The sequence below is a fragment of the Burkholderia sp. SIMBA_062 genome (assembly GCF_046534765.1).
Classification (GTDB): domain Bacteria; phylum Pseudomonadota; class Gammaproteobacteria; order Burkholderiales; family Burkholderiaceae; genus Burkholderia; species Burkholderia ambifaria.
Genome location: NZ_JAWRYD010000042.1, coordinates 1 through 24,449, shown reverse-complemented (window position 1 = coordinate 24,449; position 24,449 = coordinate 1). Strand labels below are relative to the sequence as shown.

The window sequence follows — 24,449 nt, the reverse complement described above, 5'->3', positions numbered from 1 at the left end:
CAGTGGATCGGGTAATCAGGAGGAATGGGTGGGCAGTGCGCGCAGCACCGCACGCACGGGGCTCGCGTCGAGCGTCGCGAACTTCAGCGGCAGCGCGATCAGCTCGTAGTCGCCGGGCGGCACGTCGTCGAGCACGATCCCTTCGAGGATCGCCATCCGGTGTGCGCGCACGCGATGATGCGCATCCATGGTCTTCGATTCCTGCGGGTCGAGCGACGGCGTGTCGATGCCGATCAGCTTCACGCCGCGCGCGGCGAGCAGGTCGACGGTCTCGGGCGCGACCGCGCAGAAGCCGCTGTCCCATTGCTCGACGCTGGCGCGTGCATAGGTGCGCAGCAGCACGCGCGGCGGCACGCCGTCGAGCGCGGCCTCGATATCGGCCGGGCGCACGACCGGCGCTGCGCCGATGCAGTGGATCACGCGGCACGGGCCGAGATAGGTATCGAGCGGCACCGCGCCGATCGGCGCGCCGTCGGCGTCATAGTGGAGCGGCGCGTCGCAGTGCGCGCCCGTATGCGGCGACAGCGTCAGGCGTGCGACGTTGACCGGCGAGCCGGCCTCCATCCGCCACACGCGTTCGACGGAAACGGGCGTATCGCCCGGCCACACGGGGGTGGCGGGGCTGACGGGCGGCGAGATGTCCCAGAGTGTGTCCATGGCATGACGAATCGGTGAATCGATCCTTCGAATGATAGGTGGACGCTCGCAGAAAGTGCTTGCGAAATAAACATGGACAATCCGCCGGATTGGCAGATAATTCGAATGAGAGGGAAAACGGGGACCAAAAATGCACGCGATCACGCTCGACGCCACCGACTGCAGGATTCTGGCGGTACTGCAGGAGGAGGGCAGAATCAGCAATCTCGACCTGGCCGAACGCATCTCGCTTTCGCCGTCGGCCTGTCTGCGCCGGATGCGCCTGCTCGAGGAGCAGGGCGTCATCGAACACTATCGTGCGTGCCTGAGCCGCGAGAAGCTCGGCTTCGAGCTCGAGGCGTTCGTGCAGGTGTCGATGCGCAACGAAGAGAATCAATGGCACGAGCGCTTCGCGGAAGCGCTGCGCGAATGGCCGGAGGTGGTCGGCGCGTTCGTCGTGACGGGCGAGAGCCACTATCTGCTGCGCGTGCTCGCGCACAACCTCAAGCACTATTCGGATTTCGTGCTGAACCGGCTCTACAAGGCGCCGGGCGTGATGGACATCCGTTCGAACATCGTGCTGCAGACGCTGAAGGACGAAGCGGGCGCGCCGGTCGGATTGGCGCGCACCGGGGCGATCAAAGCGGTGTGAGGCCGTGGAAGCCGCCGCCGTGGAACACGAGCGGCGGCGTGGTATCCGACACCGCGCGCACGCCGCAGCGTTCCACTTCGCCGACGAAGATCACGTGGTCGCCTTCGTCGTAGCGGCTGCGGTTGTGGCATTCGAACCACGCGAGCGCACCGTCGAGCACCGGCATGCCCGAGTTGCCGGCCACGTGCGCGATGCCTTCGAAGCGGTCGCCCTTGTAGGTCGAGAAGCGCTTGCACAGGTCGATCTGCGATGCCGCAAGCACGTTCACCACGTAATGGCTGTTGCTGCGGAACACCGGCGTCGACGCCGATTTGTGCGCGAGGCTCCACAGCACGAGCGGCGGATCCAGCGACACCGAGTTGAACGAGCTCGCGGTGATGCCGATCAACTGCCCGGACGGCGCCTGCGTCGTGATGACGGTGACGCCCGTTGCGAACTGGGCGAGCGCCTGGCGGAATGCGGCGGAATCGAAATCCGGCGGGTTGGCGTGGTTCATCGGGCGGCCATCCGGAACGAAACGGACGGGCGCGGCGCGCGGCGGATGCAACGGGCGCGGCGGACGAAAGGCGACAAGGCCGGGGCGGCTGGTTGGGAAGGGGTGCGCATGGTCCGATTTTAGCGGAATCGCGACCGCCGGGCCCGTGCGGACGGCGCCTTGCGGGGCGAGCGTGAGGTAGCGAACACTGTCGCGCGGCGTAGCGATCAAGGCGGAGCGCCGGTTCCGTCGCGTTTTGCCGCGCGTGATTCGCGGCTGCGCCGTGCGCCCGATGCTAGCGCGCCGCCGCCAGCCCGAGCGACAGCGCACCCGTCAGAATCAGGCTCGACGCCCACACCGCGTCGAGGTTGAACCAGCTCCGCGCGACGAACTTCAGCCCCAGATAGCGATACACGAGCCACGCGAGCGCGCCGCCCGCGCCGATCATCGCGGCTGCGTGCACGGCCGCGACGACGAGGGCCATCCCGAGATGCGCGTCGACGAGCGCGGCCGCCGCGCGATGGCCGGCATCCCGGTCGAGCCCGCAGAGCCCGAGATAGATCGGCACCAGCATCAGTCCCGCGCCGTGCGCGAGCGCGATCGCGAACGACCACAGCCCGAGCCGCGCGGGCGCAATCCGCGCAAGCGCACGCGGGTGGCGACGACGGATCAGCAGCACCGCGCCGAAGCCGATCACGAGCGCGCTCGCGCCGATCCGGATCGCCGACTGCCACGCGAGCATTGCGGCGAGCAGCCCGAACGGCAGCATCACCATGAAGACAGCGAGCGCGTGGCCGAGCGCGAGATAGCCGAGCGCCGCGAGCAGTGCGCCGCCGCGGCGCGTCATCAGCGCGTTCGACACTGCGAGCGGCCAGCCCATCGCCGGGTTGAGTCCGTGATAGACGCCGCTCGCGAGCACGGCCGCCCACAGCGCGAGCGGCGCGGAGAGGCTGGCGCTCAACGCTTGACCGACGGATAGCAGAACGAGTCGGTCGAGCAGTCGCCGCCCTCGAGCCGGATCTGGTGCGCGCGATAGCCGTCGGGGAACTCGACCCAGTAGTCGTCGGCGAGCGTCAGCCCACCCTCCGGCCCGACATGCGCGAGCACCTGCGCGGCTGGCACGCCGTCCGGATAGAACTGATCGTCCCACGTCGAGTAGAGCGAGTTGGTCCAGTACACGCGCCGGCCGTCACGGCTGATCTCGACCATCTGCGGGCCGCCCGCGAATGCACGGCCGTTCGTGTGCGGCGCGCGGCGCACGATGCCGCCGATGCGCACCGACCCCGCGAGCACCGGGTGATGCGGATCCGACACGTCGTACTGGCGCATCTCGCCCGTGCCCCAGCACGACACGTACAGGAAACGGTCGTCGAGCGACAGGTCGATGTCGGTCACGAGCGGCGGCACCGCGCCGAACCCTTGCAGCAGCGGCGGCAACTCGTCGGCCGCGGCCGGCTCCGGCGGGATCGTCGCGGTCTTCTTCACATGGAACTGGCCGTCCTCGCGCCACCAGGTCCAGATCGACCCTTCCAGATTGGTCGTGTCGACCACGACGCCGACGAACCCGTATTCGCGCACCGGATCGTGCGCGGGCCGCACCTCGAGCGCCATCTGGTGCTGCGCGCCGAGATCGATCGTCTGCACGTTGCGCCGCGCGCGCAGGTCCCAGAAATGCAGCCGGTGGCCGTAACGGTTCGCGAGCAGGTCCTCCGGCACGATGCCGTTCTCGAACTGCGGCGGCAGCGCCCATTCGCTCGACACCATGTAGTCGCGCGGCAGGTTCCACCAGAAATCGTAATGCTTGTCCTGCGGGCCGCGGTCGATTTCCCAGCGGCCGAGCACGTCGAACGTCTCGCAGTCCATGATGAAGATGCCGGGCGCGCCGTCGGTGCCGTCCTTGCCCGCGCCGCCGAGCGTGCTCACGTAGATGCCCTCGGGGCCGCAGTGGACCGTATGCGGCCGCGAATAGCCGGTCTTCGCGAAGATCTCGTCGGGTTCGATGATCTTGTGGATGCGCGCCTGCGTCGGGTGCGGCTTCGTGTCGATCACGTAGATCCGCGACGAGCGGAGGCCGGGGATGATCAGGAAGCGGCGCTCGAGAAACGCGTGGCCCGTCAGCGGCGACAGCGACGACGAACACGCATTCCAGCCGAAGTGGTGAAACTCGTCGCCGGTGTTCGGCATCGTCACCGTGTGCACGATCTTGCCGTAGGTCGTGGAGCCGGGCTTCACGTCGATCACGGCGAGCGCGTCGGGTCTGGAAAAATCGGGGCTCAGCAACAATGTATAGGCGAACGCTTCCGCCGGCGCCTGCATCGCGAGTTCCGGCGAAGCGTGAAATGTCGGGTCAGGCCGCATGCTCATCGTGGTGCCTCTCTCGGTTGTATCGGATCACGGGCGCACGGCCGTTCGTTGCGGACGTGCGGGTCGAACAGTTGCGTGATGCGCATGCACCGGCGGCCGCACGCGTGGCAGGACGCGCGGTGCGGTGCATCAGATCGGGACAGCGGGGAAACGCGGTGCGCCGGCTCGCCAAGCAGGTGGCGCAACGGACGCAACGGACGCATGGCGGTGCAATGGTGCGATGGAAGTGCCGGCGCGCGGGGCACCGGCGGTCGGAGCGGCAATCCGGACGACTTCTGTCGGGGCGTGCATATCGATGTTCCGGCGGATGATGTTGGCATCGGGGCGGGCATGCATCGGACGCTGCGTGCAGCCGGGACGGTGTGCCGTCGCGGGCAAGCGTGCCTAAGTGTAGTCGAGAAACGCACCGCGGGTGGTGCGTGGCACGCGCGCGTTTCTGCCCGATTCGCGCGCGAGTGAGATACTTGAACGCGTGCCGCTTCGCGCCGGGCAACCGGGCAGCGGCGATACGGACCGGCGGCGCCGGCGCGCTTGCGTGCGGTCGCCGTCATCAACGAGGTGATGATTTCATGGTGAACGAGATGCTTGAAACCGCGACCGTGGGCGGCGGGTGCTTCTGGTGCACGGAGGCTGTGTTTCTCGATGTCGACGGCGTGACGGCCGTCCAGTCGGGTTATGCGGGCGGCCATATGCGCAATCCCGGCTATCGCGACGTGTGCGAAGGCGACACCGGTCACGCGGAGGTCGTGAACGTGACGTTCGATCCGGCGCGCATCGGTTATCGCGAGATCCTCGAGATCTTCTTCGCGACGCACGATCCGACCCAGCTGAACCGGCAGGGCAACGATGTCGGCACGCAGTACCGTTCGGTCGTGTTCACGCATTCGGACGAGCAGCGCGACGTCGCGCTGGACGTGATCCGCGAACTGGAGCGCGAGCAGGTGTTCGGGCAGCCGATCGTCACGCAGGTCGTGCCGCTCGACGACAACTACTGGCCGGCCGAGGATTATCACCAGAACTATTACGCGCGCAATCCGGGGCAGGGCTACTGTTCGGTCGTGATCGGGCCGAAGCTCGCGAAATTCCGCCAGAAGTTCTCGCACCGGCTGAAGTCGCTGCGCGGCGCGTAATCGGCCGGCAAGCCCGCAGGCGGCGGCGTTACCCGGCCGCCGCCGAACCCTACGCCGCCTCGCTGCGCCACTGCGCGCACGCGGCGGCGATCTCGCGCGCGAGCGCGACGCACGACAGCGGCGCGGAGCCTTCCGCCTTGTTGTTGATCGTGATGATCACCGGCTGTCCGGCCAGCGCGTAGCGCGCGGCCAGCTCGGCGAGCGCCGAGCGCGTGGCCGGATCCTCGTCGACGAGCTTGTCGAACGGCTCGTACTTCGCCTTGGCCTGTTCGTATTTGAATCCGCCATGCAGGCTCCAGCGCACGATCAGCGGCCCCGGCGCGTCGCCGTCGAGCAGCGCGAGCGCGGCGGCCTGGCGCAACGGGTCGGGCATCCGCGCATGCAGGCCGACGCAGTAGCGCACGCCGAGCGTCGCGAGCGCGCGGATGAAGCGCGGCGTCAGCAGGCACGCGTCGCGGATCTCGATCGCGTAGCGCGTGCCGTCGGCGTCCGGCGGCAGCGGCGGCAGCGCCGCGAAGAACGCCGACAGCCGGTCGATCAGCGCGGCCGGTTCGACGAGCAGTTGATCGGGCATCGGCGAAAACTGGAACACCAGCACGCCGGCCTTCTTGCCGAGCCCTTCGATGCACGGCTGCACGAATTCCCGGGTGGCGAGCTGCGCGTCGAGAAAGGTCGGGTTCGGGCCCGACGGCTCGCCGCGCCGGCCGCGCACGACCGCGTCGGTGACGGACGCCGGCGCCTTCACGACGAAGCGGAAGTCGTCCGGCACCTGTTGTGCGTAGCGCAGGTAGTCGGCCACCGACAGCGGGCCGTAGAACGACCGGTCGAGGCTCACGCTCTTCAGCAGCGGATGCGCGCCGTACGCCTCGAGCCCCTCGCGCGACAGCTTCGTCTGCGCGAAATCGCCGTCGTAGACGATGCCGTCCCAGCCGGGGAAATACCACGACGACGTGCCGAGCCGCACATTCGGCGGCAGGGCGGCAGCCGCGTCGGCGACTTCCGCGGAAACCGGTGCGGGCGGCACGCCGCGCCGGCGCGTGCTCTTCTTCGGCGGTGCGGCCGGCAGAGACGGTTCGTCCCACAGCAGGCCCGAGGCGGCGGATGGTTCCGGTGCCTGGTCGTCGGAGGAAGGGCGAGGCGACGCACGGCCCGCGCGCGCAGGCGACTTTGCCGGTGGCGCAGCATCGTGCTCGCTCGGCGTCACGCGGTCGCTGGCACCGGTAGCCGTGTCGTCGTCCAAGGGCGGAGCCGCCGCGCGTGCGTCGTCGGGCGACGCGCCGAACAGGTCGAACTGCCCGTCGGCGTGCGACCCGTCCGGTTCGTCGCGCTGCTGTCGTTGCGGCGGCGTGGTGCGCCGCGTCCTGCCGTCACCCATGCGTGCCCAGCGTGAAGTGCCGCCTAGCGCGGCAGCGTGTGTTCGTACATATAGCGCCGCGACCACGGCAGCGTTTTCGCGCTGCGTCCGGCCTTGCGGCACACGATCTGGAAGATCGACACGTCGTCGTGCTCGAATGCATACGCGCAACCGGCGAGGTACACGCGCCAGATGCGGAATTTTTCGTCGTCGACGAGCGCGCGCGCTTGTTCCGCCTTCGTCTCGAAGTTCTCGGTCCAGATCTCGAGCGTGCGCGCATAGTGCCGCCGCAGGCTTTCGACGTCAATCGCCTCGAGCCCGCCGCGCTGCGCCGCTTCGAGCGCGAGGCTGATGTGCGGCAGCTCGCCGTCCGGGAACACGTAGCGGTCGATGAATTCGCCGCCGCCGAGCGCCGTCTCGCCGCTTTCGGCGTCGGTCGACGTGATCCCGTGATTCATCGCGATGCCGTCGTCGGTGAGCAGGTCATGCACGCGCGAGAAATAGAGCGGGAGATTCTTGCGGCCGACGTGCTCGAACATCCCGACGCTCGTGATGCGGTCGAACTGGCCGTCGATCTCGCGATAGTCCTGCAGGCGGATCTCGATCTTGTCCTCGAGCCCGGCGGCCTTCACGCGCGCGGTCGCGAGATCGAACTGGTTCTGCGACAGCGTCACGCCCAGACAGGTCGCGCCGAACTTCTGCGCGGCGCGCAGCACGAGCGCGCCCCAGCCACAGCCGATGTCGAGCAGGCGCTGGCCGGGCTCGAGTTGGATCTTCGTCAGGATATGGTCGATCTTCTTGATCTGCGCGGTGGCGAGATCCTCGTCGCCGTTCTCGAAGTACGCACACGAGTACACCATGTTCTCGTCGAGCCACAGCTGGTAGAACTCGTTCGAGACGTCGTAGTGATACTGGATCGCCTTCCTGTCGGTGTTCTTCGTATGATTGAAGTAGCGCTTCACGCGCGCGAGCTTGCTGGCGCTCGTGACCGTGCTGCGAGCGAGCGAGTAGCTGATGTTGATGATGTCCGACAGCCTGCCCTCGATGTCGATCTTGCCCTTCACGTACGCCTCGCCGAGATTGTCGAGGCTCGGTTCGAGCAGGAGCGGCAACGCGGACGCGCTGTTGACTTTCAGCGTGACCTGCGGCGCGGTGAAGGTGCCGAAATCGAGTTGATCGCCGTTCCACAGCACGAGGCGCGCCGGTATGTTCGCCTTCGCCCGTACTTCATCCGCCCACTGTGCCAGCTTCTTTTCCCAGAACATTTGGATTCTCCGTTTGTTCGTTGAATCGAATACAGCCAAGTATCTTGACCGGCGCCCGCTCCTCGCGAGGCGCGCGCCCGGATGCAACACGAGACACGACCGGCATGCGCCGGCGCCGCTGCCGCAGCCTGGCTTACGGCGACAGGCGCGAGATGGTCCAGCCCGGCGCCGCCGCGGCGTCGCGCGTGTAGAGCAGGCGATCGTGCAGCCGCGACGGGCGGCCCTGCCAGAACTCGATCGCGTCGGGTACGACGCGATAGCCGCCCCACTGCGGCGGGCGCGGCGGATTCTCGCCGTAGCGTTCGGCCACGGCCTTCTCGCGCGCTTCGAGCGTCGCGCGGCTGTCGATCACGGCACTCTGCTCGGACGCCCACGCACCGATGCGCGAGCCGAGCGGGCGCGACGCGAAATAGCGGTCGCTTTCGTCGGCGCTGGTTTTCTCGATCCGGCCTTCGATGCGCACCTGGCGCTCGAGCTCGATCCAGTAGAACAGCAGCGCCGCGTACGGATGGGCGGCGAGATCGCGGCCCTTGCGGCTTTCGTAATTGGTAAAGAAGACAAACCCGCGTTCGTCCACACCCTTGATGAGCACGATTCGGGCCGACGGCCGGCCATCGTCGCCGACGGTGGCGAGCGTCATCGTGTTCGGCTCGGGAAGCTTGGCGGCGAGCGCCTCCTTGAACCAGCGATCGAACTGGGCGAAAGGGTCGGGGGCGGCATCGGCTTCATCGAGTGAAGCACGCGAATAGTTGATGCGAAGATCGGCGAGAGTTGTCATGTTATGCAAACGCTTCAATCCGGGGCCAGTATAGCGAACGCGCGAGAATCGTGCGTGCACGGCGGCGCGTGTGGGCGGCGAGTTCAGGCAAAATAGAGGGCTGTACGCTTACGTTTTCCTTGCTGCCATGTCCGCCCCCGACGCTGCCCCGCCCAGTTCTTCTGATCTTACCCCGAGCCCGACAATCCAGCTTGACGTGGATCGCGAACGCCGTTTCGGCGGCATCGCGCGGTTGTACGGCGCCCCCGCGCTCGCTGCGTTCGAGCGCGCGCACGTCGCCGTGATCGGCATCGGCGGCGTCGGTTCGTGGACGGCCGAGGCGCTCGCGCGCAGCGCGATCGGCACGCTGACGCTGATCGATCTCGACAACGTTGCGGAAAGCAACACGAACCGGCAGATTCACGCGCTCGACGGCAATTACGGCAAGCCGAAGGTCGATGCGATGGCCGAGCGGATCGCGCTTATCGATCCCGCGTGCCGCGTGAACCGGATCGAGGATTTCGTGGAACCCGACAACTTCGACGCGCTGCTCGGCGGCGGCTTCGACTACGTGATCGACGCGATCGACAGCGTGCGTACGAAGGTCGCGCTGATCGCGTGGTGCGTCGCGAAAGGGCAGCCGCTCGTCACGGTCGGCGGCGCGGGCGGGCAGCTCGACCCGACGCGCATCCGGATCGACGATCTCGCGCTGACGATCCAGGATCCGCTGCTGTCGAAGGTGCGCGCGCAGTTGCGCAAGCAGCACGGCTTTCCGCGCGGGCCGAAGGCGCGCTTCAAGGTCAGCGCCGTGTATTCGGACGAGCCGCTGATCTATCCGGAAGCGGCCGCTTGCGACATCGAGGATGGCGCGGAGCCGTCCACGGCCGCGCATGTCGCGGGGCTCAACTGTGCGGGATTCGGTTCCAGCGTGTGCGTGACCGCGAGCTTCGGTTTCGCGGCCGCCGCGCATGCGCTGCGCGCGCTCGCGGCGCGGGCCGCGGGCTGATCGGGAAATCGAGCGACGCGCGGAAGCGTGCTGCGCTGCCGCGGCGCGGCAGATCCGCCGCGCGCGATGGCGCGGCAGCCGGGCCATTGCAGCCCGGTCGCCCGTTCGTCAGTTGAGCGCCATGCTCAGCTTGCGCCGCCACGCGGCGACGAGCTCGGGGCTGTCGCCCGCCATTTCGAACACCGACAGCATCGTGCGGCGGCCAAGATCGTCGCCATACGCGCGGTCGCGCAACACGATTTCCAGCAACTGCTCGAGCGCGCCTTCGTATGCGCGTCGCGCGATCAGGCTCTGCGCGAGGTCGAAGCGTGCGTCGAGATCGGCCGGGTTCGCCGCGATACGCGCTTCGAGCGCGTCGGTCGGCGGCAGGTCGGCGGTGGCGTCGAGCGCATCGAAACGGGTCTTGATCGCCTGGTAGCGCGGATCGGCGCCCTGCACGGTCTGCGGCGACAGGCGCTCGGCCTCGGTGCGCGCGGCATCGACCTGGTTGTTCGCGAGCAGCAGTTCGATCAGGCCGAGCCGTGCATCGTCGAAACCGGGGTTCAGCGCGAGCGCCGCCTCGAGGTGGGTGAGCGCATCGTCGTAGCGCGACTCGGCGATCGCGTATTGCGCGGCGCGGCGTTCGGCTTCCTCGGGCGCCGGCAGCAGCCGGTCGAGGAACGCGCGCAACTGGCCTTCCGGCAGCACACCGATGAACTGGTCGACCGGGCGCCCGTCGGCGAACGCGATCACGTGCGGGATGCTGCGCGTCTGGAAGTGCGCGGCGAGCTCCTGGTTCTCGTCGACGTTCACCTTCACGAGCTTCCAGCGGCCCTGGTAGTCGGCTTCGAGCTTTTCGAGCAGCGGACCGAGCGTCTTGCAGGGGCCGCACCACGGCGCCCAGAAGTCGACCAGCACGGGGGCGTCCAGCGACGCCTCGATGACGTCTTTCTCGAAAGTGGCAAGCGTGGTGTCCATGTCGTTCTCTTTCAGTCGAATGTCGTCAGGATGGGGGCGGCGCGCGCCTTTTTCAACGCGGCTTCGATTCGGGCAGCGGAATCCACTCGGTTTCGCCGGGCACCTTGCCCATTTCCTGGTTCGTCCACGCCGCTTTCGCGCGCTCGATCGCGTCGCGGCTGCTGGCGACGAAATTCCATTCGATGAAGCGTTCGCCGTCGATCTTGTCACCGCCCAGCAACATCGCGCGCGTGCCGTTGCCACTCGCGAGCGTGACCGTCGCGCCCGGTGTGAGCACGGCCATCTGCTCGGCCGGCACCGGCGTGCCGTCGATGGTCAGGTCGCCGTCGACCACGTACACCGCGCGCTCCTCGTGCGACGCGTCGAGTTCGAGGCGGCCGCCGGCCGCGAATTCGGCGGCGACGTACAGCGTGCGCGAGAACGTCGTGACGGGCGAGCGCAGGCCGAACGCGTCGCCGGCGATTACCGTCAGCGTCACGCCGCTTTCGTTGCGCCTGGGCAGCGTGTCGGCCGCATGGTGCTCGAACGACGGCTCGGTGGTCTCGTGAGCGACGGGCAGCGCGGCCCAGGTCTGGATCCCGTGCACCGTATGGCCGCTCGCGCGCTGCGCGTCCGGCGTGCGCTCCGAGTGGACGATGCCGCGGCCGGCCGTCATCCAGTTCACGTCGCCCGGCACGATCTCCTGCCGCGAGCCGAGGCTGTCGCGGTGCAGGATCGCGCCGTCGAACAGGTAGGTGACGGTGGCGAGCCCGATATGCGGGTGCGGGCGCACGTCGAGCCCCGTGCCGGCCGGCAGCGCCGCGGGCCCCATGTGATCGAAGAAGATGAACGGGCCGACGAGGCGTGCGGCGAGTGCGGGCAGTGTGCGGCGCACCTGCAGGTTGCCGATGTCGCGAATGTGCGGCTTCAGCAAGGCTTTGATCGGTTCGGTCATGACAGGCCTCGTGGCGAACGGCGGGGATGCCGGTCATTGTACTGGCGGCGCGATGGCGACGCGCGCACCGGGCATGGCGATGCGCCGGCCGGCGGTGCCGGCGGCAGCGGGCACGCACAATGCGGCTTTCCGGTCGATGCGCGGCTGCGCCCGCGGCCGATTCCATGCGCGCCGCGCGGGTATCGGGCCGGGCGGCGAAACCCGGTAGACTGAGCCGCTTCGGAACAATCATTCAAAACGAGGAGACACCGATGATGGCCCCGAAGGACTTGCTGCTCGCGCTGGTCGTGATCCTGGCATGGGGCGTGAACTTCGTCGTGATCAAGGTCGGGCTGCACGGCATGCCGCCGATGCTGCTCGGCGCGCTGCGCTTCACGCTCGCGGCCGTGCCCGCGGTGTTCTTCGTCCGCCGGCCGCAGATTCCGTGGCGCATGCTGATCCTGTACGGCGCGACCATCCAGCTCGGCCAGTTCGTGTTCCTGTTCACCGGCATGTACGTCGGCATGCCGGCCGGTCTCGCGTCGCTCGTGCTGCAGTCGCAGGCGTTCTTCACGCTCGTGTTCGCGATGCTGTTCCTTGGCGAGCGGCTGCGCATGCAGAACCTAATCGGGCTCGCGATCGCCGCGGCCGGGCTCGTCGTGATCGCCGCGCAGGGCGGCCGCGCGATGACGCTCGCCGGCTTCCTGCTGACCATCTGCTCGGCCGCGATGTGGGCGGTCGGCAATATCGTCACGAAGAAGGTCGGCCGCGCGAACCTCGTGTCGCTGGTCGTGTGGGCGAGCCTCGTGCCGCCCGTGCCGTTCTTCCTGCTGTCGCTGTGGTTCGAGGGGCCGCAGCGGATTGGCGCCGCGCTGGCCGGGCTGGACGGCGCGTCGATCTTCGCGGTCGTCTATCTCGCGTTCGTCGCGACGCTGCTCGGCTACGGCTTGTGGAGCCACCTGATGTCGCGCTATCCGGCCGCGCAGGTCGCGCAGTTCTCGCTGCTGGTGCCGATCGTCGGGCTCGCGTCGTCGGCGCTGCTGCTCGACGAACACCTGACGCGCGCGCAGCTGGCGGGCGCCGCGCTCGTGATGGGCGGGCTCGCGGTGAACGTATTCGGCGGGAAGCTGGTGCGCCGCTTCGCGGCGTCGTGACGGGCCGGCACGCAGCGCGTGCCGGCGGTGGGGAAGACGAGGCGGCCGTGCGTCAGGCCATCCGGTTCTTCGCGAGCGGCGGGTTCGCGGCGAAGTAACGCTTGATGCCGCGGAAGATCGCGTCGGCCATCTGGTCGCGATAGCTTTCGTCGTTCAGCCGGCTCTCTTCTTCCGGGTTGCTGATGAACGCGGTCTCGACCAGGATCGACGGAATGTCGGGCGCCTTCAGCACCGCGAAGCCGGCCTGCTCGACCGAGCCCTTGTGCAGCTTGTTGATGCCGCCCACTTCCTTCAGCACGTAGCCGCCGTAGCGCAGCGAATCGCGGATCTGCGCGGTCGTCGACATGTCGAACAGCGCGCGGCTCACGGCCGCGTCCTGCGTCTTGATGTTGATGCCGCCGATCAGGTCCGACGAGTTTTCCTTGTTCGCCATCCAGCGTGCCGCGGCGCTCGTCGCGCCGTGGTCGGACAGCGCGAACACCGACGAGCCGCGCGCGGACGGCGTCGTGAACGCATCCGCGTGGATCGACACGAACAGGTCGGCGCCGACGCGGCGCGCCTTCTGCACGCGCACGTTCAGCGGCACGAAGAAGTCGGCGTCGCGCGTCATCATCGCGCGCATGTTCGGCGCGCCGTCGATCTTCGCGCGCAGCTTCTTCGCGATGTCTAGCGCGATGTGCTTCTCGTACGTGCCGCCGCCCCCGATCGCGCCCGGATCCTCGCCACCGTGGCCGGGATCGATCGCGACCGTCAGCAGGCGCATGGTGCCGCCCTTGCCGGATTTCGGTGCGGTGAACTTGTAGGTGTCGCCGTCGTCGTCGCCGTCGTCGCGGCGCGCGATGACGGGCGGCGGCTTGACGGCCGGCTTCGCGGGCGTGGAGGGCGTCGCGGCGGCCGGCGGCGTGCGCGGCGTGGCCGGCGTGTTCTGCGCGAAGCGCTGGAAGAACGCGTCGGTGTTGTCGCCCGCGGCGGGCGCCGACGGCGCGGCCGGGCCCGCGAGCGAGGTCGGCGGCTGCATCTGCTGTGCGCGCGCGGTGTCGTTGAGCGCCTGTTCCTTGCGTTCCGTCTGCGCGATCAGGTCGGACAGCGGATCGGGCGCGACGGCCGGATACAGGTCGAACACGAGCCGGTACTTGTAGGTGCCCACCGGCGGCAGCGTGAACACCTGCGGCTTCACCGAGCCTTTCAGGTCGAACACCATCCGCACGACGTGCGGCTGGTACTGGCCGACGCGCACCGACTGGATCTGCGGATCGTTCGGCGCGATCTTCGACACGAGGTCGCGCAGCGCCTGATCGAGATCGAGCCCGCTCAGGTCGACGACGAGCCGGTCGGGGCCCTGCAACAGCTGTTGGCTATTCTGCAGCGGCTGATCGGATTCGATCGTGACGCGCGTGTAATCGCGCGCGGGCCACACGCGCACGCCGAGCACCGACGACGCGTGCGCGAGCCGCGGCGCGGCGAGACCGAGCACCAGCGTCGACGCGCCCGCGCGCAGGATCTGGCGGCGCCGCCAGTTGTGCGTCGCGGTGGCCGCCGATTCGATCGAGCGGAACGGTTTGATCAACATCTTTCGAGACATGCCTTTCCTGAAGCGCTGAACGCCCGGACGGTGAGGGCGCGACCGTCGCCGTCCACGTCGAGCGAGAAAACCAGATCGGGCACGCCGAGCAGGGTGCCCGCCTGTTGCGGCCATTCGACGAGGCAGACCGCGCTGGAATTGAAATATTCGCGAAAGCCCGCGTCGGACCATTCGGCCGGATCGTTGAATCGATACAGATCGAAGTGATAGACCTCGAGTTCCCCATCGTCGCGTGCGAATGCATACGGTTCGACGAGCGTATAGGTCGGGCTGCGCACGCGTCCCGGGTGGCCGAGGCCGCGCAGGATCGCGCGCACGAGGGTCGTCTTGCCCGCGCCGAGGTCGCCGATCAGTTGGATCTGCAGCCCGTCGAACGCGTGCGCGCGGGCGAGTTCGCCGCGCGCCGCGTCGAGCGCGTGCGCGAAGCGGGCGCCGAAGGCCTCGGTCGCCGCTTCGTCGGCGAGTGCGATCACGCGCTCCGCGAGCGGGGCGGGCAGCGTGTCGGCATGACGCGTATGGGACGTGGCTGGCATTCTCGTAAAATAGTGCGATGAACCGATTACCGGAACTCGCCGCATCCGACAGGCCTTCGACTCGTACCGAAGGCGCGGCGCCGTGCGCGCTCGATGATGCGGCGTTGACTGCGCTCGCCACTCGCATCAAGGCGTGGGGGCGCGAATTGGGTTTCGGGGCGATCGGCATCAGCGATACCGATCTCTCGGATGCCGAAGCAGGCCTCGCCGCCTGGCTGGAAGCCGGGTACCACGGCGAAATGGATTATATGGCGAAACACGGGACGAAACGCGCGCGGCCGGCCGAACTTGTGGCCGGTACGCGACGCGTGATCTCCGCGCGACTCGCCTATTTGCCGGCCCAGACGCTCGCGGCCGACGCGCCCGATGCGTCCCCCGGCGCACTCGTGCCGCACGACTGGCGTGCCCGCGAGCGCGCGCGCCTGGACGATCCGCAGGCGGCCGTCGTGTCGATCTACGCACGCGGCCGCGACTATCACAAGGTGCTGCGCAACCGGCTGCAGACGCTCGCGGAGCGCATCGAGCACGAGATCGGCGCATTCGGCTACCGCGTGTTCACCGATTCGGCGCCGGTGCTCGAGGTCGAGCTCGCGCAGAAGGCCGGGGTCGGCTGGCGCGGCAAGCACACGCTGTTGCTGCAGCGCGACGCGGGTTCGCTGTTCTTCCTCGGCGAAATCTACGTCGACGTGCCGCTGCCGACCGACGCGCAAACGGCGCCCGACGTCGCGCCCGAGACGCCCGGCGCGCACTGCGGCAGCTGCACGCGCTGCATCGATGCATGCCCGACCGGCGCGATCGTCGAGCCGTATCGAGTCGACGCGCGCCGCTGCATCTCGTACCTGACGATCGAACTGAAAGGCTGCATCCCGGAGCCGCTGAGGCCGATGATCGGCAACCGCGTGTACGGCTGCGACGACTGTCAGCTCGTGTGTCCGTGGAACAAGTTCGCGCAGGCCGCGCCCGTCGCCGATTTCGACGTGCGGCACGGGCTCGACCGCGCGACGCTCGTCGAGCTGTTCGGCTGGGATGCCGACACGTTCGATACGCGGATGCAGGGCAGCGCGATCCGGCGCATCGGCCATGAAAGCTGGCTGCGCAATCTCGCGGTCGGGCTCGGCAACGCATTGCGCGCGCCGGCCGACCGGCTCGCGCCCGATGCGCGCGACGCGATCGTCGCCGCGTTGCGCGCCCGGGCCGACGATCCGTCGCCGATCGTGCGCGAGCATGTCGAATGGGCGCTGCGTGCCGCATGAACGCGGCGTAAAGTAGCGGCGGCGCGCGGCGGCGGCGCGCGTTTCACCGGTGAGGAGAAGTTCATGTTCAACGCAGTCATCGACGCACCGTTCGGCAAGGTCGGCATCCGCACGGATGCCACGGTGGTAGGCGAGATCGTCTATTTGCCCGACTCCGTCAAGTCGGTCGAGCCGGACTCGCCGCTCGCGCGGCGCGCGGTCGAGCAGATCGAACGCTATTTCGAGCGCGCATCGGCGCGCTTCGACCTACCGCTCGCCGACGTCGGCAGCGCATTCCAGCATCGCGTGTGGAACGTGATCAGCGACATCGCGCCGGGCACGGTGCTGACCTACGGACAGGTCGCGAAGCGGATCGGCAGCGCGCCGCGCGCGGTGGGCCAGGCGTGCGGCGCGAACTATTTCCCGCTCGTGATTCCTTGCCATCGCGTCGTCGCGGCGGGCGGCCTCGGCGGCTTCGCGAACCACGACGACAATGGCTATTACCAGAAAGTAAAGCGCTGGCTGCTGGCGCACGAGGGCGTGCCGTACCGATGAGTGAACCGTTGCTTTCCCCCGACTCCGCGTCCGACACCGATACCGCTAGCGACGCGGCCGCCGCATCGCCGGCGCTGCTCGCGAGCCGCGCGTCGATCGACGTGTTCTGCGATGCGCTGTGGCTCGAGCACGGGCTCGCGCGCAATACGCTCGATGCATACCGGCGCGATCTGGTGCTGTTTTCGCAATGGCTGGCCGTGACGCACGACGCGCCGCTCGACTCGGCCGACGAAGCGATGTTGATCGGCTACATCGCCGCGCGCAGCGACGGCAAGGCGACATCGTCGAACCGGCGCTTGTCGGTGTTCCGTCGCTATTACGGCTGGGCCGTGCGCGAGCATCACGCGAGCGCGGACCCGACGCTGCGGATCACGTCGGCGAAGCAGGCAGCGCGGTTTCCGTCGACGCTGTCCGAGGCGCAGGTCGAGGCGCTGCTCGGTGCACCCGACATCGGCACGCCGCTCGGCCTGCGCGATCGCACGATGCTGGAGCTGATGTATGCGAGCGGGCTGCGCGTGAGCGAGCTCGTCACGCTGAAGACCGTCGAGGTCGGGCTCAACGAGGGCGTCGTGCGCGTGATGGGCAAGGGCTCGAAGGAACGGCTCGTGCCGTTCGGCGAAGTCGCGCACGGCTGGATCGAGCGCTATCTGCGCGACGCGCGGCCGGCGCTGCTCGGCGCACGCGCGGCCGACGCGCTGTTCGTGACCGCGCGCGGCGACGGGATGACGCGCCAGCAGTTCTGGAACATCATCAAGCGCCACGCGCGGCAGGCCGACGTGCGCGCGCACCTGTCGCCGCATACGCTGCGGCACGCGTTCGCGACGCACCTGCTGAACCACGGCGCCGACCTGCGCGTCGTGCAGCTGCTGCTCGGTCACAGCGATATCTCGACCACGCAGATCTACACGCACGTCGCGCGCGAGCGGCTCAAGACGCTGCACGCGACGCATCATCCGCGCGGCTAGCGCGGAGCGTGCGCCGGGCCCGTGCGCCGTGCCCATGCGCGGCAGGCGACCGGCGCCGCGCGTCTCGCGTCATGCAAGTTCGCGCAGCTTGTGCTTCAGCACCTTGCCCGTCGATGCGGCCGGCAGCGCATCGAGCACGCGAATCCGCGCAGGGCGCTTGTAAGGCGCGAGCCGTTGCGCGCACCAAGCCTGTAGCGTGGCCTCGGTCGCGCTCGCGCCGGGCACCAGCTCGACGAACGCGAGCACTTCCTCGTTGCCCTCGACCGCGCGGCCCACGACGGCCGCCTGCACGACGTCCGGGTGCGCGTTCAGCGCCTGTTCGACCTCGACCGGATACACGTTGAAGCCCGAGCGGATGATCAACTCCTTGCTGCGGCCCGCGATCGTCACCGAGCCGCCCGCTTCCTGGCGCGCGAGGTCTCCGGTGCCGAGCCAGCCGTCGGGCGACACGGCCGCGCGCGTCGCGTCCGCGTCGCGGTAGTAGCCGAGCATCACGTTCGGCCCGCGCACGCGGATTTCGCCCACTTCGCCCCGCGGCACGTCGGTGCCGTCCGGCGCGACGATCCGGATTTCCACGCCCGGGATCGGTACGCCGACCGAGCAGTCGGTACGCGGTGCGTCGAGCGGCGTCTGCGTGATCGTAGGGCTGCTCTCGGTCATCCCGTAGCCGTTGTGCAGCGGCACGCCGTATACGCGCTCGACGCGCGCCTTCAGGTCGGCGTCGAGCGGCGAGCCGCCCGAATACGCGAAGCGCAGCCGCGGCGCGCGCCACGCGTGCGCGTGCGCGTGCGTGTGCAGGTGCTCGAGCAGCTTCGCGTGCATCGCGGGCACGCCCTGGAAGATCGTCACGCCTTCGTCAGCCAGCGCGACGCGCACGGCCTCCGGCGAGAAGCGCGGCGCGAGCCGCAGCGTCGCGCCCGCGTAGAGGCTGCCGAGGCAGACCGACGCGAGCCCGTACACGTGCGACACGGGCAGCACCGTATAGACGACGTCGTTGGGCGACACGCGGCGCAGCGTGCTCGACATCGCGGCGATGAACAGCAGGTTGCGATGCGACAGCATCACGCCTTTCGGCGTGCCCGTCGTGCCCGTCGTGTAGATCAGCGCCGCGCATTGGGCGGCGCCGTCGGCCGCCACCGGTTCGCCGGGCGCGCTCGAATCGACGCGGTGCGACCACGCGCCGATGTCGACCGGCAGCGCGTCGGCGGGCGTCGCGTCGTGGCGCGCCGCGTGCGTGCGCGCGTCGGGCGACGCTTCCGTTGCGAACGCGATCAGCTTCGGGCGCGCGTGCGCGGCGATCGCATCGAGTTCGGCGGCCGACAGCCGCGCGTTCGACACGAGCGCCCATGCATCGACGCGCGCGACCGCGAACAGCAGCACGATCTGCGCGACGCTGTTTTCCGCGACGATCATCACGCGATCGCCGCCGCGCACGCCCAGGCGCGCGAGCCGCTCGGCCGCAGCATCGACGGCTTGCGACAGCTCGCCATACGACAGGCAGCGCGCGTCCTCGATCAGCGCCGGATGCGTGGGCGCGTGCGCGGCCCAGCGGGCGGGCACGTCGGCGATGCGGCCGGGCAGCGCGGCGAGCAGTGCGGCGACGTCGAGCGGCGCGGATGAGCGGGCAGGCGAGGACATGGCGTCTCCAGAAGAAGGGCCGGGCGGTGGCGCGGCGAGTTTTACGAACGATCGTGCCATGGCGGCGGGCGCGCCACAATCGGCCATTCGGGCAATGGCACTTCGCGAAGTCCGCAATGATGATGGACGGGCGCGCTGCGGCGACGGCGCGCCCGTCCGGGAAAAAGGGCCGCGAGTATACCGCCGGCGCGCAGCAACCCGTCGCGAGCACGCGCCGGGGGCGATGGCGCGCGCCCGCTGGTCGTTCGCCATTAAAATGCCGCCATGAGCAAATCCAGACACGTGTCCGAGACACCCGCGACCCAGCTGCTGCGCCGCCACGGCGTCGCATTCGGCGAGCATCCGTACGATTACGTCGAGCACGGCGGCACCGGCGAGTCGGCGCGCCAGCTCGGCGTCGACGAACACAGCGTCGTGAAGACGCTCGTGATGGAGGACGAGCATGCGAAGCCGCTGATCGTGCTGATGCACGGCGACCGCACGGTGTCGACCAAGAACCTCGCGCGGCAGATCGGCGCGAAGCGCGTCGAGCCGTGCAAGCCTGATGTCGCGAACCGCCATTCCGGCTACCTGGTGGGCGGCACGTCGCCGTTCGGCACGCGCAAGCCGATGCCCGTGTATGTCGAGTCGACCATCCTCGAATTGCCGACGATCTACCTGAACGGCGGCCGCCGCGGCTATCTCGTCAGCCTCGCGCCGGCGGTGCTCACGACGCTGCTCGGCGCGACGCCCGTGCAGTGCGCGAGCGTCGACTGAGGGTTTCACCTTCGTGGCAGGCCGTGCTCGTTCGGTAGAATGGGCGCCGTTTCGGCCGGTCGGCCCGCACGGCCGGCCGCCATGGCCTGCCGGCGGTTCGCCGCGACGGCGCCTGCCGCAACCGGCCGGCATGTCGCACCCGGCCGCCCCTTCACCGATACGTTGAAAGAAGAGTTCTCCGCATGCAGATCCTGCTCGCCGCACTTGTTGCCTACCTGATCGGTTCGGTGTCGTTCGCCGTCGTCGTCAGCGCCGCGATGGGCCTGGCCGATCCCCGTTCGTACGGGTCGAAGAATCCCGGCGCGACCAACGTGCTGCGCAGCGGCAACAAGAAGGCCGCGATCCTGACGCTCGTCGGCGACGCGTTCAAGGGCTGGCTCGCCGTCTGGCTCGCGCGGCGCTTCGGGCTGCCCGACGTCGCCGTTGCGTGGGTCGCGATCGCCGTGTTCCTTGGCCACCTGTATCCGGTGTTCTTCCGCTTCCAGGGCGGCAAGGGCGTCGCGACCGCGGCCGGCGTGCTGCTCGCGGTGCACCCGGTGCTCGGGCTCGCGACCGCGCTGACTTGGCTGATCGTCGCGTTCTTCTTCCGCTATTCGTCGCTCGCGGCACTGGTGGCGGCGGTGTTCGCGCCGCTGTTCGACGTGTTCCTGTTCGGCACGGGCCACAACCCGGTCGCGTGGGCCGTGCTCGCGATGAGCGTGCTGCTCGTATGGCGTCACCGTGGCAACATCTCGAAGCTGCTGGCGGGGCAGGAAAGCCGGATCGGCGACAAGAAGAAGGCCGCGGCCGACGGCGGCGCGCAGGACGGCGGGAAGCTCTGAGGAAGGGGTTGCTGCTGTCCGCCGCCCGCCGGGGCATCCCGCATGCGGGGCCCGGCGGCGCGGAGTGCCGGTCGACGGCGTCGATCAGTCGCGGAAGTTGTTGAAGTCGAGCGGGGTGTCGGTCACGTCCTTGCGCAGCATCGCGATCACGCTCTGCAGATCGTCGCGCTTCGTGCCGGCCACGCGCACCGCGTCGCCCTGGATGCTCGCCTGCACCTTGATCTTGCTGTCTTTCACGAGCCTGACGATCTTCTTCGCGAGGTCGCCGGTCACGCCTTTCTTCACGGTGACGATCTGCTTGACCTTGTCGCCGCCGATCTTCTCGACCTTGCCGTAGTCGAGGAAGCGCACGTCGACGTTGCGCTTCGCGAGCTTGTTGATCAGTACGTCCTTGACCTGGCCGAGCTTGAAATCGTCGTCGGCGAACAGCGTCAGCTCGCGCTCCTTCTGCTCGACACGCGCGTCGGAGCCCTTGAAGTCGAAGCGCGTCGAAATTTCCTTGTTCGACTGCTCGATGGCGTTCTTCACTTCGATCATGTTCGCTTCGGAAACGACGTCGAACGATGGCATGGCATTCTCCCTTGAGATGCAAGCGCCCGGCTTGCGCGCGGGCACTCGCTATAATTGCGGACTGTTTGCCATTTTACCGATGCCCCTGCGTTTGCCCAAGGCCGGCCGTGTGCCGCCCCGGCGGACGTGACCGCGAATGCCGATGCCACCTGACGATTCCGCCCTGTCGCTGCTCCCCGACCATCCGCTCGCCGCGCACAACACGTTCGGCATCGACGCGACCGCGCGCTTTGCCGCCCGCATCACGCAAGCGGCGCAGTTCGCGGCGCTGCACCGCGATCCGCGCGTCGCACACCTGCCGCAACTCGTGCTCGGCGGCGGCAGCAACGTCGTGTTCACGCGCGATTTCGACGGCGTCGTGCTGCTCGACGAGATCGCCGGGCGCCGCGTCGTGCGCGAGGACGACGACGCGTGGTACGTCGAGGCCGGCGGCGGCGAGACCTGGCACGCGTTCGTCGCGTGGACGCTCGAGCACGGCATGCCGGGCCTCGAGAACCTGGCGCTGATTCCGGGCACCGTCGGCGCCGCGCCAATCCAGAACATCGGCGCGTACGGCCTCGAGATGAAGACGTACTTCGACTCGCTGGTCGCCGTCGAACTCGCGACGGGGCGCAGCGAGCGCTTCGACGCCCCGCGCTGCGCGTTCGGCTATCGCGACAGCTTCTTCAAGCGGGAAGGGCGCGGCCGGTTCGCGATCGTCGCGGTGACGTTCCGGCTGCCCAAGCACTGGACGCCGCGGCTCGGCTACGCGGATGTCACGCGCGAGCTCGACACGCGCGGCGTCGCGCCTGACGCGGCGACGCCGCGCGACGTGTTCGACGCGGTCGTCGCGATCCGCCGCGCAAAGCTGCCCGATCCGCTCGAGCTCGGCAACGCGGGCAGTTTCTTCAAGAATCCGGTGATCGACGCCGCGCGGTTCGAAACGCTGCGCGCGCGCGTGCCGGACGTCGTGTCGTATCCGCAGCCGGGCGGCCAGGTGAAACTCGCGGCCGGCTGGCTGATCGACCGCTGCGGCTGGAAAGGGCGCACGCTCGGCGCGGCAGCCGTGCACGACCGTCAGGCACTCGTGCTGGTCAATCGCGGCGGTGCGACGGGCGCCGACGTGCTCGCACTGGCGCGCGCGATCCAGGACGACGTGCGCAAGCAGTTCGGCGTCGAGCTCGAACCCGAGCCGGTGTGCGTGTAACGCGGGCGTTCGTGCCGCACCTTTCATGCGCTTTCGCCCGCGCAAACAAAAAAGCGCCGATCATCGATCGGCGCTTTTTTTCGCATGCCGCCGAATTCGGGCGGCGCGCGAGTGCTGCGTTCAGTGCTTCAGGCGGCCGAGCAGCAGGAACTCCATCAGCGCCTTCTGCACGTGCAGGCGGTTTTCCGCCTCGTCCCACACGACGCTCTGCGGGCCGTCGATCACGCCGGCCGTCACTTCCTCGCCGCGGTGCGCGGGCAGGCAGTGCATGAAGAGCGCGTCCGCGTTCGCGTGGCCCATCATTTCCTCGTCGACGCACCAGTCGGCAAACGCCTGCATGCGCGCTTCGTTCTCGGCCTCGAAGCCCATGCTCGTCCACACGTCGGTCGTCACGAGATCGGCGCCCTTGCACGCTTCGTTCGGATCGTCGAACACTTCGTAGAACGGCGCGCTGTCCGGCGACACGAGCTTCATGTCGAGCGCATAGCCGGGCGGCGTCGACAGGCGCAGCTGGAAGCCGAGGATCTGCGCGGCTTCGATCCACGTGTACAGCATGTTGTTCGCATCGCCGACCCACGCGACCGTCTTGCCGGCGATCGGGCCGCGGTGCTCGTAGTACGTGAAGATGTCGGCGAGCACTTGGCACGGGTGGTAATCGTTGGTCAGGCCGTTGATCACCGGCACGCGGGAGTTCTGCGCGAAGCGCGTGATCACGTCCTGCTCGAACGTGCGGATCATGATGATGTCGACCATTCGCGAGATGACCTGCGCGGAATCCTCGACGGGCTCGCCGCGGCCGAGCTGCGTGTCGCGCGTGCTCATGAACACCGCGTGGCCGCCGAGCTGGAAGATGCCGGCTTCGAACGACAGCCGCGTGCGCGTCGAGCTCTTCTCGAAGATCATCGCGAGCGTGCGGTCGTGCAGCGGGTGATAGGTCTCGTAGTTCTTGAACTTGCGCTTCAGGATACCCGTGCGTTCGAGCACGTACTCGTAGTCTTCCAGCGAGAAATCCTTGAACTGCAGGTAGTGACGAATGGTTTTGGCGGTCATGAAACGAAATACGGCGGGTTGGAGCCGGCTGCGGAGCCGGACGCCGCTGCCGTCGGGTGTGGATAACTTCAAAGCAGCATAAAGGATTTTCTGTGCTTTGACGAGCCGCGACACAAACCGGGGCGGCCTCGTGGCGCCTGCTGGAGGACGCCGGAAGAGGGACGGCGAGACGACGCGCGATGGCGCGCTGCGGTATAATTCAAAAGTTTTCTCCAGCCCGGCAGGCAAGGCTTTTCGCGCCCTGCCGGACACAAGCCATGCGCTGCACACATCCGGTGCGGCGCGCCGGCGGCACGCATCGACGGCCTGTTTTTGGGATATCGAAGCGCGTGTGTCGTCCACTCCAGCTTTGTGTTCGCGTATCCAGGCGCCGTCGCCTGGACATCGCCGGGCCGTCACTTGGGTAACCACATGGCTGAAACCCCTCCGACCGAATTCTTCATCCAGGGCATCACGAAAGACGGGAAAAAGTTTCGCCCGAGCGACTGGTCGGAGCGTCTGGCCGGCGTGATGGCCTGCTTCGGGCCCGGTGCGAGCGGGCCGAACGCGCGCCTGAAATATTCGCTGTACGTGCGCCCGACGATGCTCGGCGACCTGAAATGCGTGATCCTCGATTCCCGGCTGCGCGACATCGAGCCGATGGCGTTCGATTTCGTGTTGAATTTCGCGAAGGACAACAACCTCGTCGTCACCGAGGCGTGCGAGTTGCCGGACTACAACGAGAAGAAGTGAGATCGACGGACGAGGGCGCATGCCGCGCCCGCGTCTGGTGCTCGTCCGGCGCGATGCGCGGACGACACGCGAAAAAGCCCGCCTAGGCGGTAATGCCGTTCAGTTAAGGAACTTTGATGTGCCGAACGGCGTAACGCTTGGGGCGAGCTTTGACCACACGGGGGCA

25 protein-coding genes are annotated in these 24,449 nt (G+C 68.4%); 11 read left to right on the top strand and 14 right to left on the bottom strand.

Annotation, left to right across the window (positions count from 1 at the left end; all coding sequences use genetic code 11):
- Nucleotides 1-15: 15 nt before the first annotated feature.
- A complete protein-coding gene (gene kynB, locus SB786_RS31320) occupies nt 16-657 on the bottom strand; it encodes an arylformamidase (RefSeq protein ID WP_410730842.1) in 642 nt (213 codons plus the stop codon).
- Between the two features lie 130 nt (nt 658-787).
- Between kynB and SB786_RS31315 the strand changes: the two genes are divergently transcribed.
- Nucleotides 788-1,288 (top strand): Lrp/AsnC family transcriptional regulator, encoded by a 501-nt coding sequence (locus SB786_RS31315; protein ID WP_006477992.1) that lies wholly within the window; start codon nt 788-790, stop codon nt 1,286-1,288.
- Here the strand turns inward: SB786_RS31315 and SB786_RS31310 are convergent.
- The 3 genes from SB786_RS31310 to SB786_RS31300 form a co-directional block, all read right to left on the bottom strand.
- Nucleotides 1,275-1,784: a flavin reductase family protein gene (locus tag SB786_RS31310; RefSeq protein ID WP_410730841.1), complete on the bottom strand. Its 510-nt coding sequence runs from the start codon at nt 1,782-1,784 to the stop codon at nt 1,275-1,277. The two genes, SB786_RS31315 and SB786_RS31310, sit on opposite strands and share 14 nt — an antisense overlap.
- A 274-nt stretch (nt 1,785-2,058) precedes the next feature.
- Entirely contained in the window at nt 2,059-2,724 is a 666-nt protein-coding gene (locus tag SB786_RS31305) for a hypothetical protein (protein WP_410730840.1), read from the bottom strand.
- A complete protein-coding gene (locus tag SB786_RS31300; protein ID WP_410730839.1) occupies nt 2,721-4,127 on the bottom strand; it encodes a selenium-binding protein SBP56-related protein in 1,407 nt (468 codons plus the stop codon). Before SB786_RS31300 ends, SB786_RS31305 begins: the two co-directional genes overlap by 4 nt.
- A 569-nt stretch (nt 4,128-4,696) precedes the next feature.
- On the opposite strand from SB786_RS31300, the gene msrA reads away from it, so the two are divergent.
- A complete protein-coding gene (gene msrA, locus SB786_RS31295) occupies nt 4,697-5,257 on the top strand; it encodes a peptide-methionine (S)-S-oxide reductase MsrA (protein ID WP_126228397.1) in 561 nt (186 codons plus the stop codon).
- A 49-nt stretch (nt 5,258-5,306) separates the two neighbouring features.
- Here the strand turns inward: msrA and SB786_RS31290 are convergent, their stop codons facing one another.
- The 3 genes from SB786_RS31290 to pdxH all read right to left on the bottom strand — a co-directional run bounded on the left by SB786_RS31290 (nt 5,307) and on the right by pdxH (nt 8,654).
- Complete coding sequence (locus tag SB786_RS31290) at nt 5,307-6,632, bottom strand: DUF72 domain-containing protein (RefSeq protein WP_410730838.1); 1,326 nt, start codon at nt 6,630-6,632, stop codon at nt 5,307-5,309.
- 23 nt (nt 6,633-6,655) lie between these two features.
- Entirely contained in the window at nt 6,656-7,876 is a 1,221-nt protein-coding gene (locus SB786_RS31285) for a class I SAM-dependent methyltransferase (RefSeq protein WP_410730837.1), read from the bottom strand.
- 133 nt (nt 7,877-8,009) lie between these two features.
- Nucleotides 8,010-8,654, bottom strand: coding sequence for a pyridoxamine 5'-phosphate oxidase (pdxH, locus tag SB786_RS31280; RefSeq protein WP_410730836.1), 645 nt, complete (start codon nt 8,652-8,654; stop codon nt 8,010-8,012).
- A gap of 127 nt (nt 8,655-8,781) precedes the next feature.
- Here pdxH and tcdA point away from each other — a divergent pair, with 127 nt between their 5' ends.
- Entirely contained in the window at nt 8,782-9,639 is an 858-nt protein-coding gene (gene tcdA, locus SB786_RS31275) for a tRNA cyclic N6-threonylcarbamoyladenosine(37) synthase TcdA (RefSeq protein ID WP_011657760.1), read from the top strand.
- A gap of 108 nt (nt 9,640-9,747) precedes the next feature.
- Here the strand turns inward: tcdA and trxA are convergent, their stop codons facing one another.
- Together trxA and SB786_RS31265 are read right to left on the bottom strand one after the other, a co-directional pair.
- The gene (gene trxA, locus SB786_RS31270; protein WP_410730835.1) at nt 9,748-10,596 is read right to left on the bottom strand and encodes a thioredoxin; all 849 of its coding nucleotides are present in this window, start codon (nt 10,594-10,596) and stop codon (nt 9,748-9,750) included.
- Between the two features lie 52 nt (nt 10,597-10,648).
- Nucleotides 10,649-11,530, bottom strand: coding sequence for a pirin family protein (locus SB786_RS31265; protein ID WP_410730834.1), 882 nt, complete (start codon nt 11,528-11,530; stop codon nt 10,649-10,651).
- Nucleotides 11,531-11,784: 254 nt separating this feature from the next.
- On the opposite strand from SB786_RS31265, the gene SB786_RS31260 reads away from it, so the two are divergent.
- Nucleotides 11,785-12,663: an EamA family transporter gene (locus SB786_RS31260; protein WP_410730869.1), complete on the top strand. Its 879-nt coding sequence runs from the start codon at nt 11,785-11,787 to the stop codon at nt 12,661-12,663.
- 52 nt (nt 12,664-12,715) lie between these two features.
- On the opposite strand, the gene SB786_RS31255 is transcribed toward SB786_RS31260, so the two are convergent.
- Both SB786_RS31255 and tsaE read right to left on the bottom strand, forming a co-directional pair.
- Complete coding sequence (locus SB786_RS31255) at nt 12,716-14,245, bottom strand: N-acetylmuramoyl-L-alanine amidase (RefSeq protein ID WP_410730833.1); 1,530 nt, start codon at nt 14,243-14,245, stop codon at nt 12,716-12,718.
- Nucleotides 14,227-14,778 carry a tRNA (adenosine(37)-N6)-threonylcarbamoyltransferase complex ATPase subunit type 1 TsaE gene (gene tsaE, locus SB786_RS31250; protein WP_410730832.1) on the bottom strand — a complete coding sequence of 184 codons (552 nt, stop codon included), beginning with the start codon at nt 14,776-14,778 and terminating at the stop codon, nt 14,227-14,229. The genes SB786_RS31255 and tsaE overlap by 19 nt, the downstream gene beginning before the upstream one ends.
- A gap of 17 nt (nt 14,779-14,795) precedes the next feature.
- On the opposite strand from tsaE, the gene queG reads away from it, so the two are divergent.
- From queG to xerD, 3 genes are all read left to right on the top strand, one after another.
- The gene (gene queG / locus SB786_RS31245; RefSeq protein WP_410730831.1) at nt 14,796-16,031 is read left to right on the top strand and encodes a tRNA epoxyqueuosine(34) reductase QueG; all 1,236 of its coding nucleotides are present in this window, start codon (nt 14,796-14,798) and stop codon (nt 16,029-16,031) included.
- A 63-nt stretch (nt 16,032-16,094) separates the two neighbouring features.
- Nucleotides 16,095-16,565 (top strand): methylated-DNA--[protein]-cysteine S-methyltransferase, encoded by a 471-nt coding sequence (locus tag SB786_RS31240; RefSeq protein WP_410730830.1) that lies wholly within the window; start codon nt 16,095-16,097, stop codon nt 16,563-16,565.
- Entirely contained in the window at nt 16,562-17,530 is a 969-nt protein-coding gene (xerD, locus tag SB786_RS31235) for a site-specific tyrosine recombinase XerD (RefSeq protein WP_410730828.1), read from the top strand. Before SB786_RS31240 ends, xerD begins: the two co-directional genes overlap by 4 nt.
- Before the next feature lie 69 nt (nt 17,531-17,599).
- Here xerD and SB786_RS31230 read toward each other — a convergent pair whose 3' ends face one another.
- A complete protein-coding gene (locus tag SB786_RS31230) occupies nt 17,600-19,168 on the bottom strand; it encodes a class I adenylate-forming enzyme family protein (RefSeq protein ID WP_410730827.1) in 1,569 nt (522 codons plus the stop codon).
- A 264-nt stretch (nt 19,169-19,432) separates the two neighbouring features.
- Between SB786_RS31230 and ybaK the strand changes: the two genes are divergently transcribed.
- Nucleotides 19,433-19,924 carry a Cys-tRNA(Pro) deacylase gene (gene ybaK / locus SB786_RS31225; protein WP_012364550.1) on the top strand — a complete coding sequence of 164 codons (492 nt, stop codon included), beginning with the start codon at nt 19,433-19,435 and terminating at the stop codon, nt 19,922-19,924.
- Nucleotides 19,925-20,106: 182 nt separating this feature from the next.
- A complete protein-coding gene (gene plsY / locus SB786_RS31220) occupies nt 20,107-20,745 on the top strand; it encodes a glycerol-3-phosphate 1-O-acyltransferase PlsY (protein WP_410730826.1) in 639 nt (212 codons plus the stop codon).
- 84 nt (nt 20,746-20,829) lie between these two features.
- On the opposite strand, the gene SB786_RS31215 is transcribed toward plsY, so the two are convergent.
- On the bottom strand, nt 20,830-21,315 hold the full coding sequence (locus SB786_RS31215) for a YajQ family cyclic di-GMP-binding protein (protein ID WP_006762345.1): 486 nt from the start codon (nt 21,313-21,315) through the stop codon (nt 20,830-20,832).
- A gap of 136 nt (nt 21,316-21,451) precedes the next feature.
- On the opposite strand from SB786_RS31215, the gene murB reads away from it, so the two are divergent.
- Complete coding sequence (murB, locus tag SB786_RS31210) at nt 21,452-22,501, top strand: UDP-N-acetylmuramate dehydrogenase (protein ID WP_410730825.1); 1,050 nt, start codon at nt 21,452-21,454, stop codon at nt 22,499-22,501.
- A 120-nt stretch (nt 22,502-22,621) separates the two neighbouring features.
- Here murB and argF read toward each other — a convergent pair whose 3' ends face one another.
- The gene (argF, locus tag SB786_RS31205; protein ID WP_410730824.1) at nt 22,622-23,551 is read right to left on the bottom strand and encodes an ornithine carbamoyltransferase; all 930 of its coding nucleotides are present in this window, start codon (nt 23,549-23,551) and stop codon (nt 22,622-22,624) included.
- Between the two features lie 411 nt (nt 23,552-23,962).
- Here argF and SB786_RS31200 point away from each other — a divergent pair, with 411 nt between their 5' ends.
- Nucleotides 23,963-24,283: a DUF3579 domain-containing protein gene (locus tag SB786_RS31200; RefSeq protein WP_006762342.1), complete on the top strand. Its 321-nt coding sequence runs from the start codon at nt 23,963-23,965 to the stop codon at nt 24,281-24,283.
- Nucleotides 24,284-24,449: the final 166 nt, after the last annotated feature.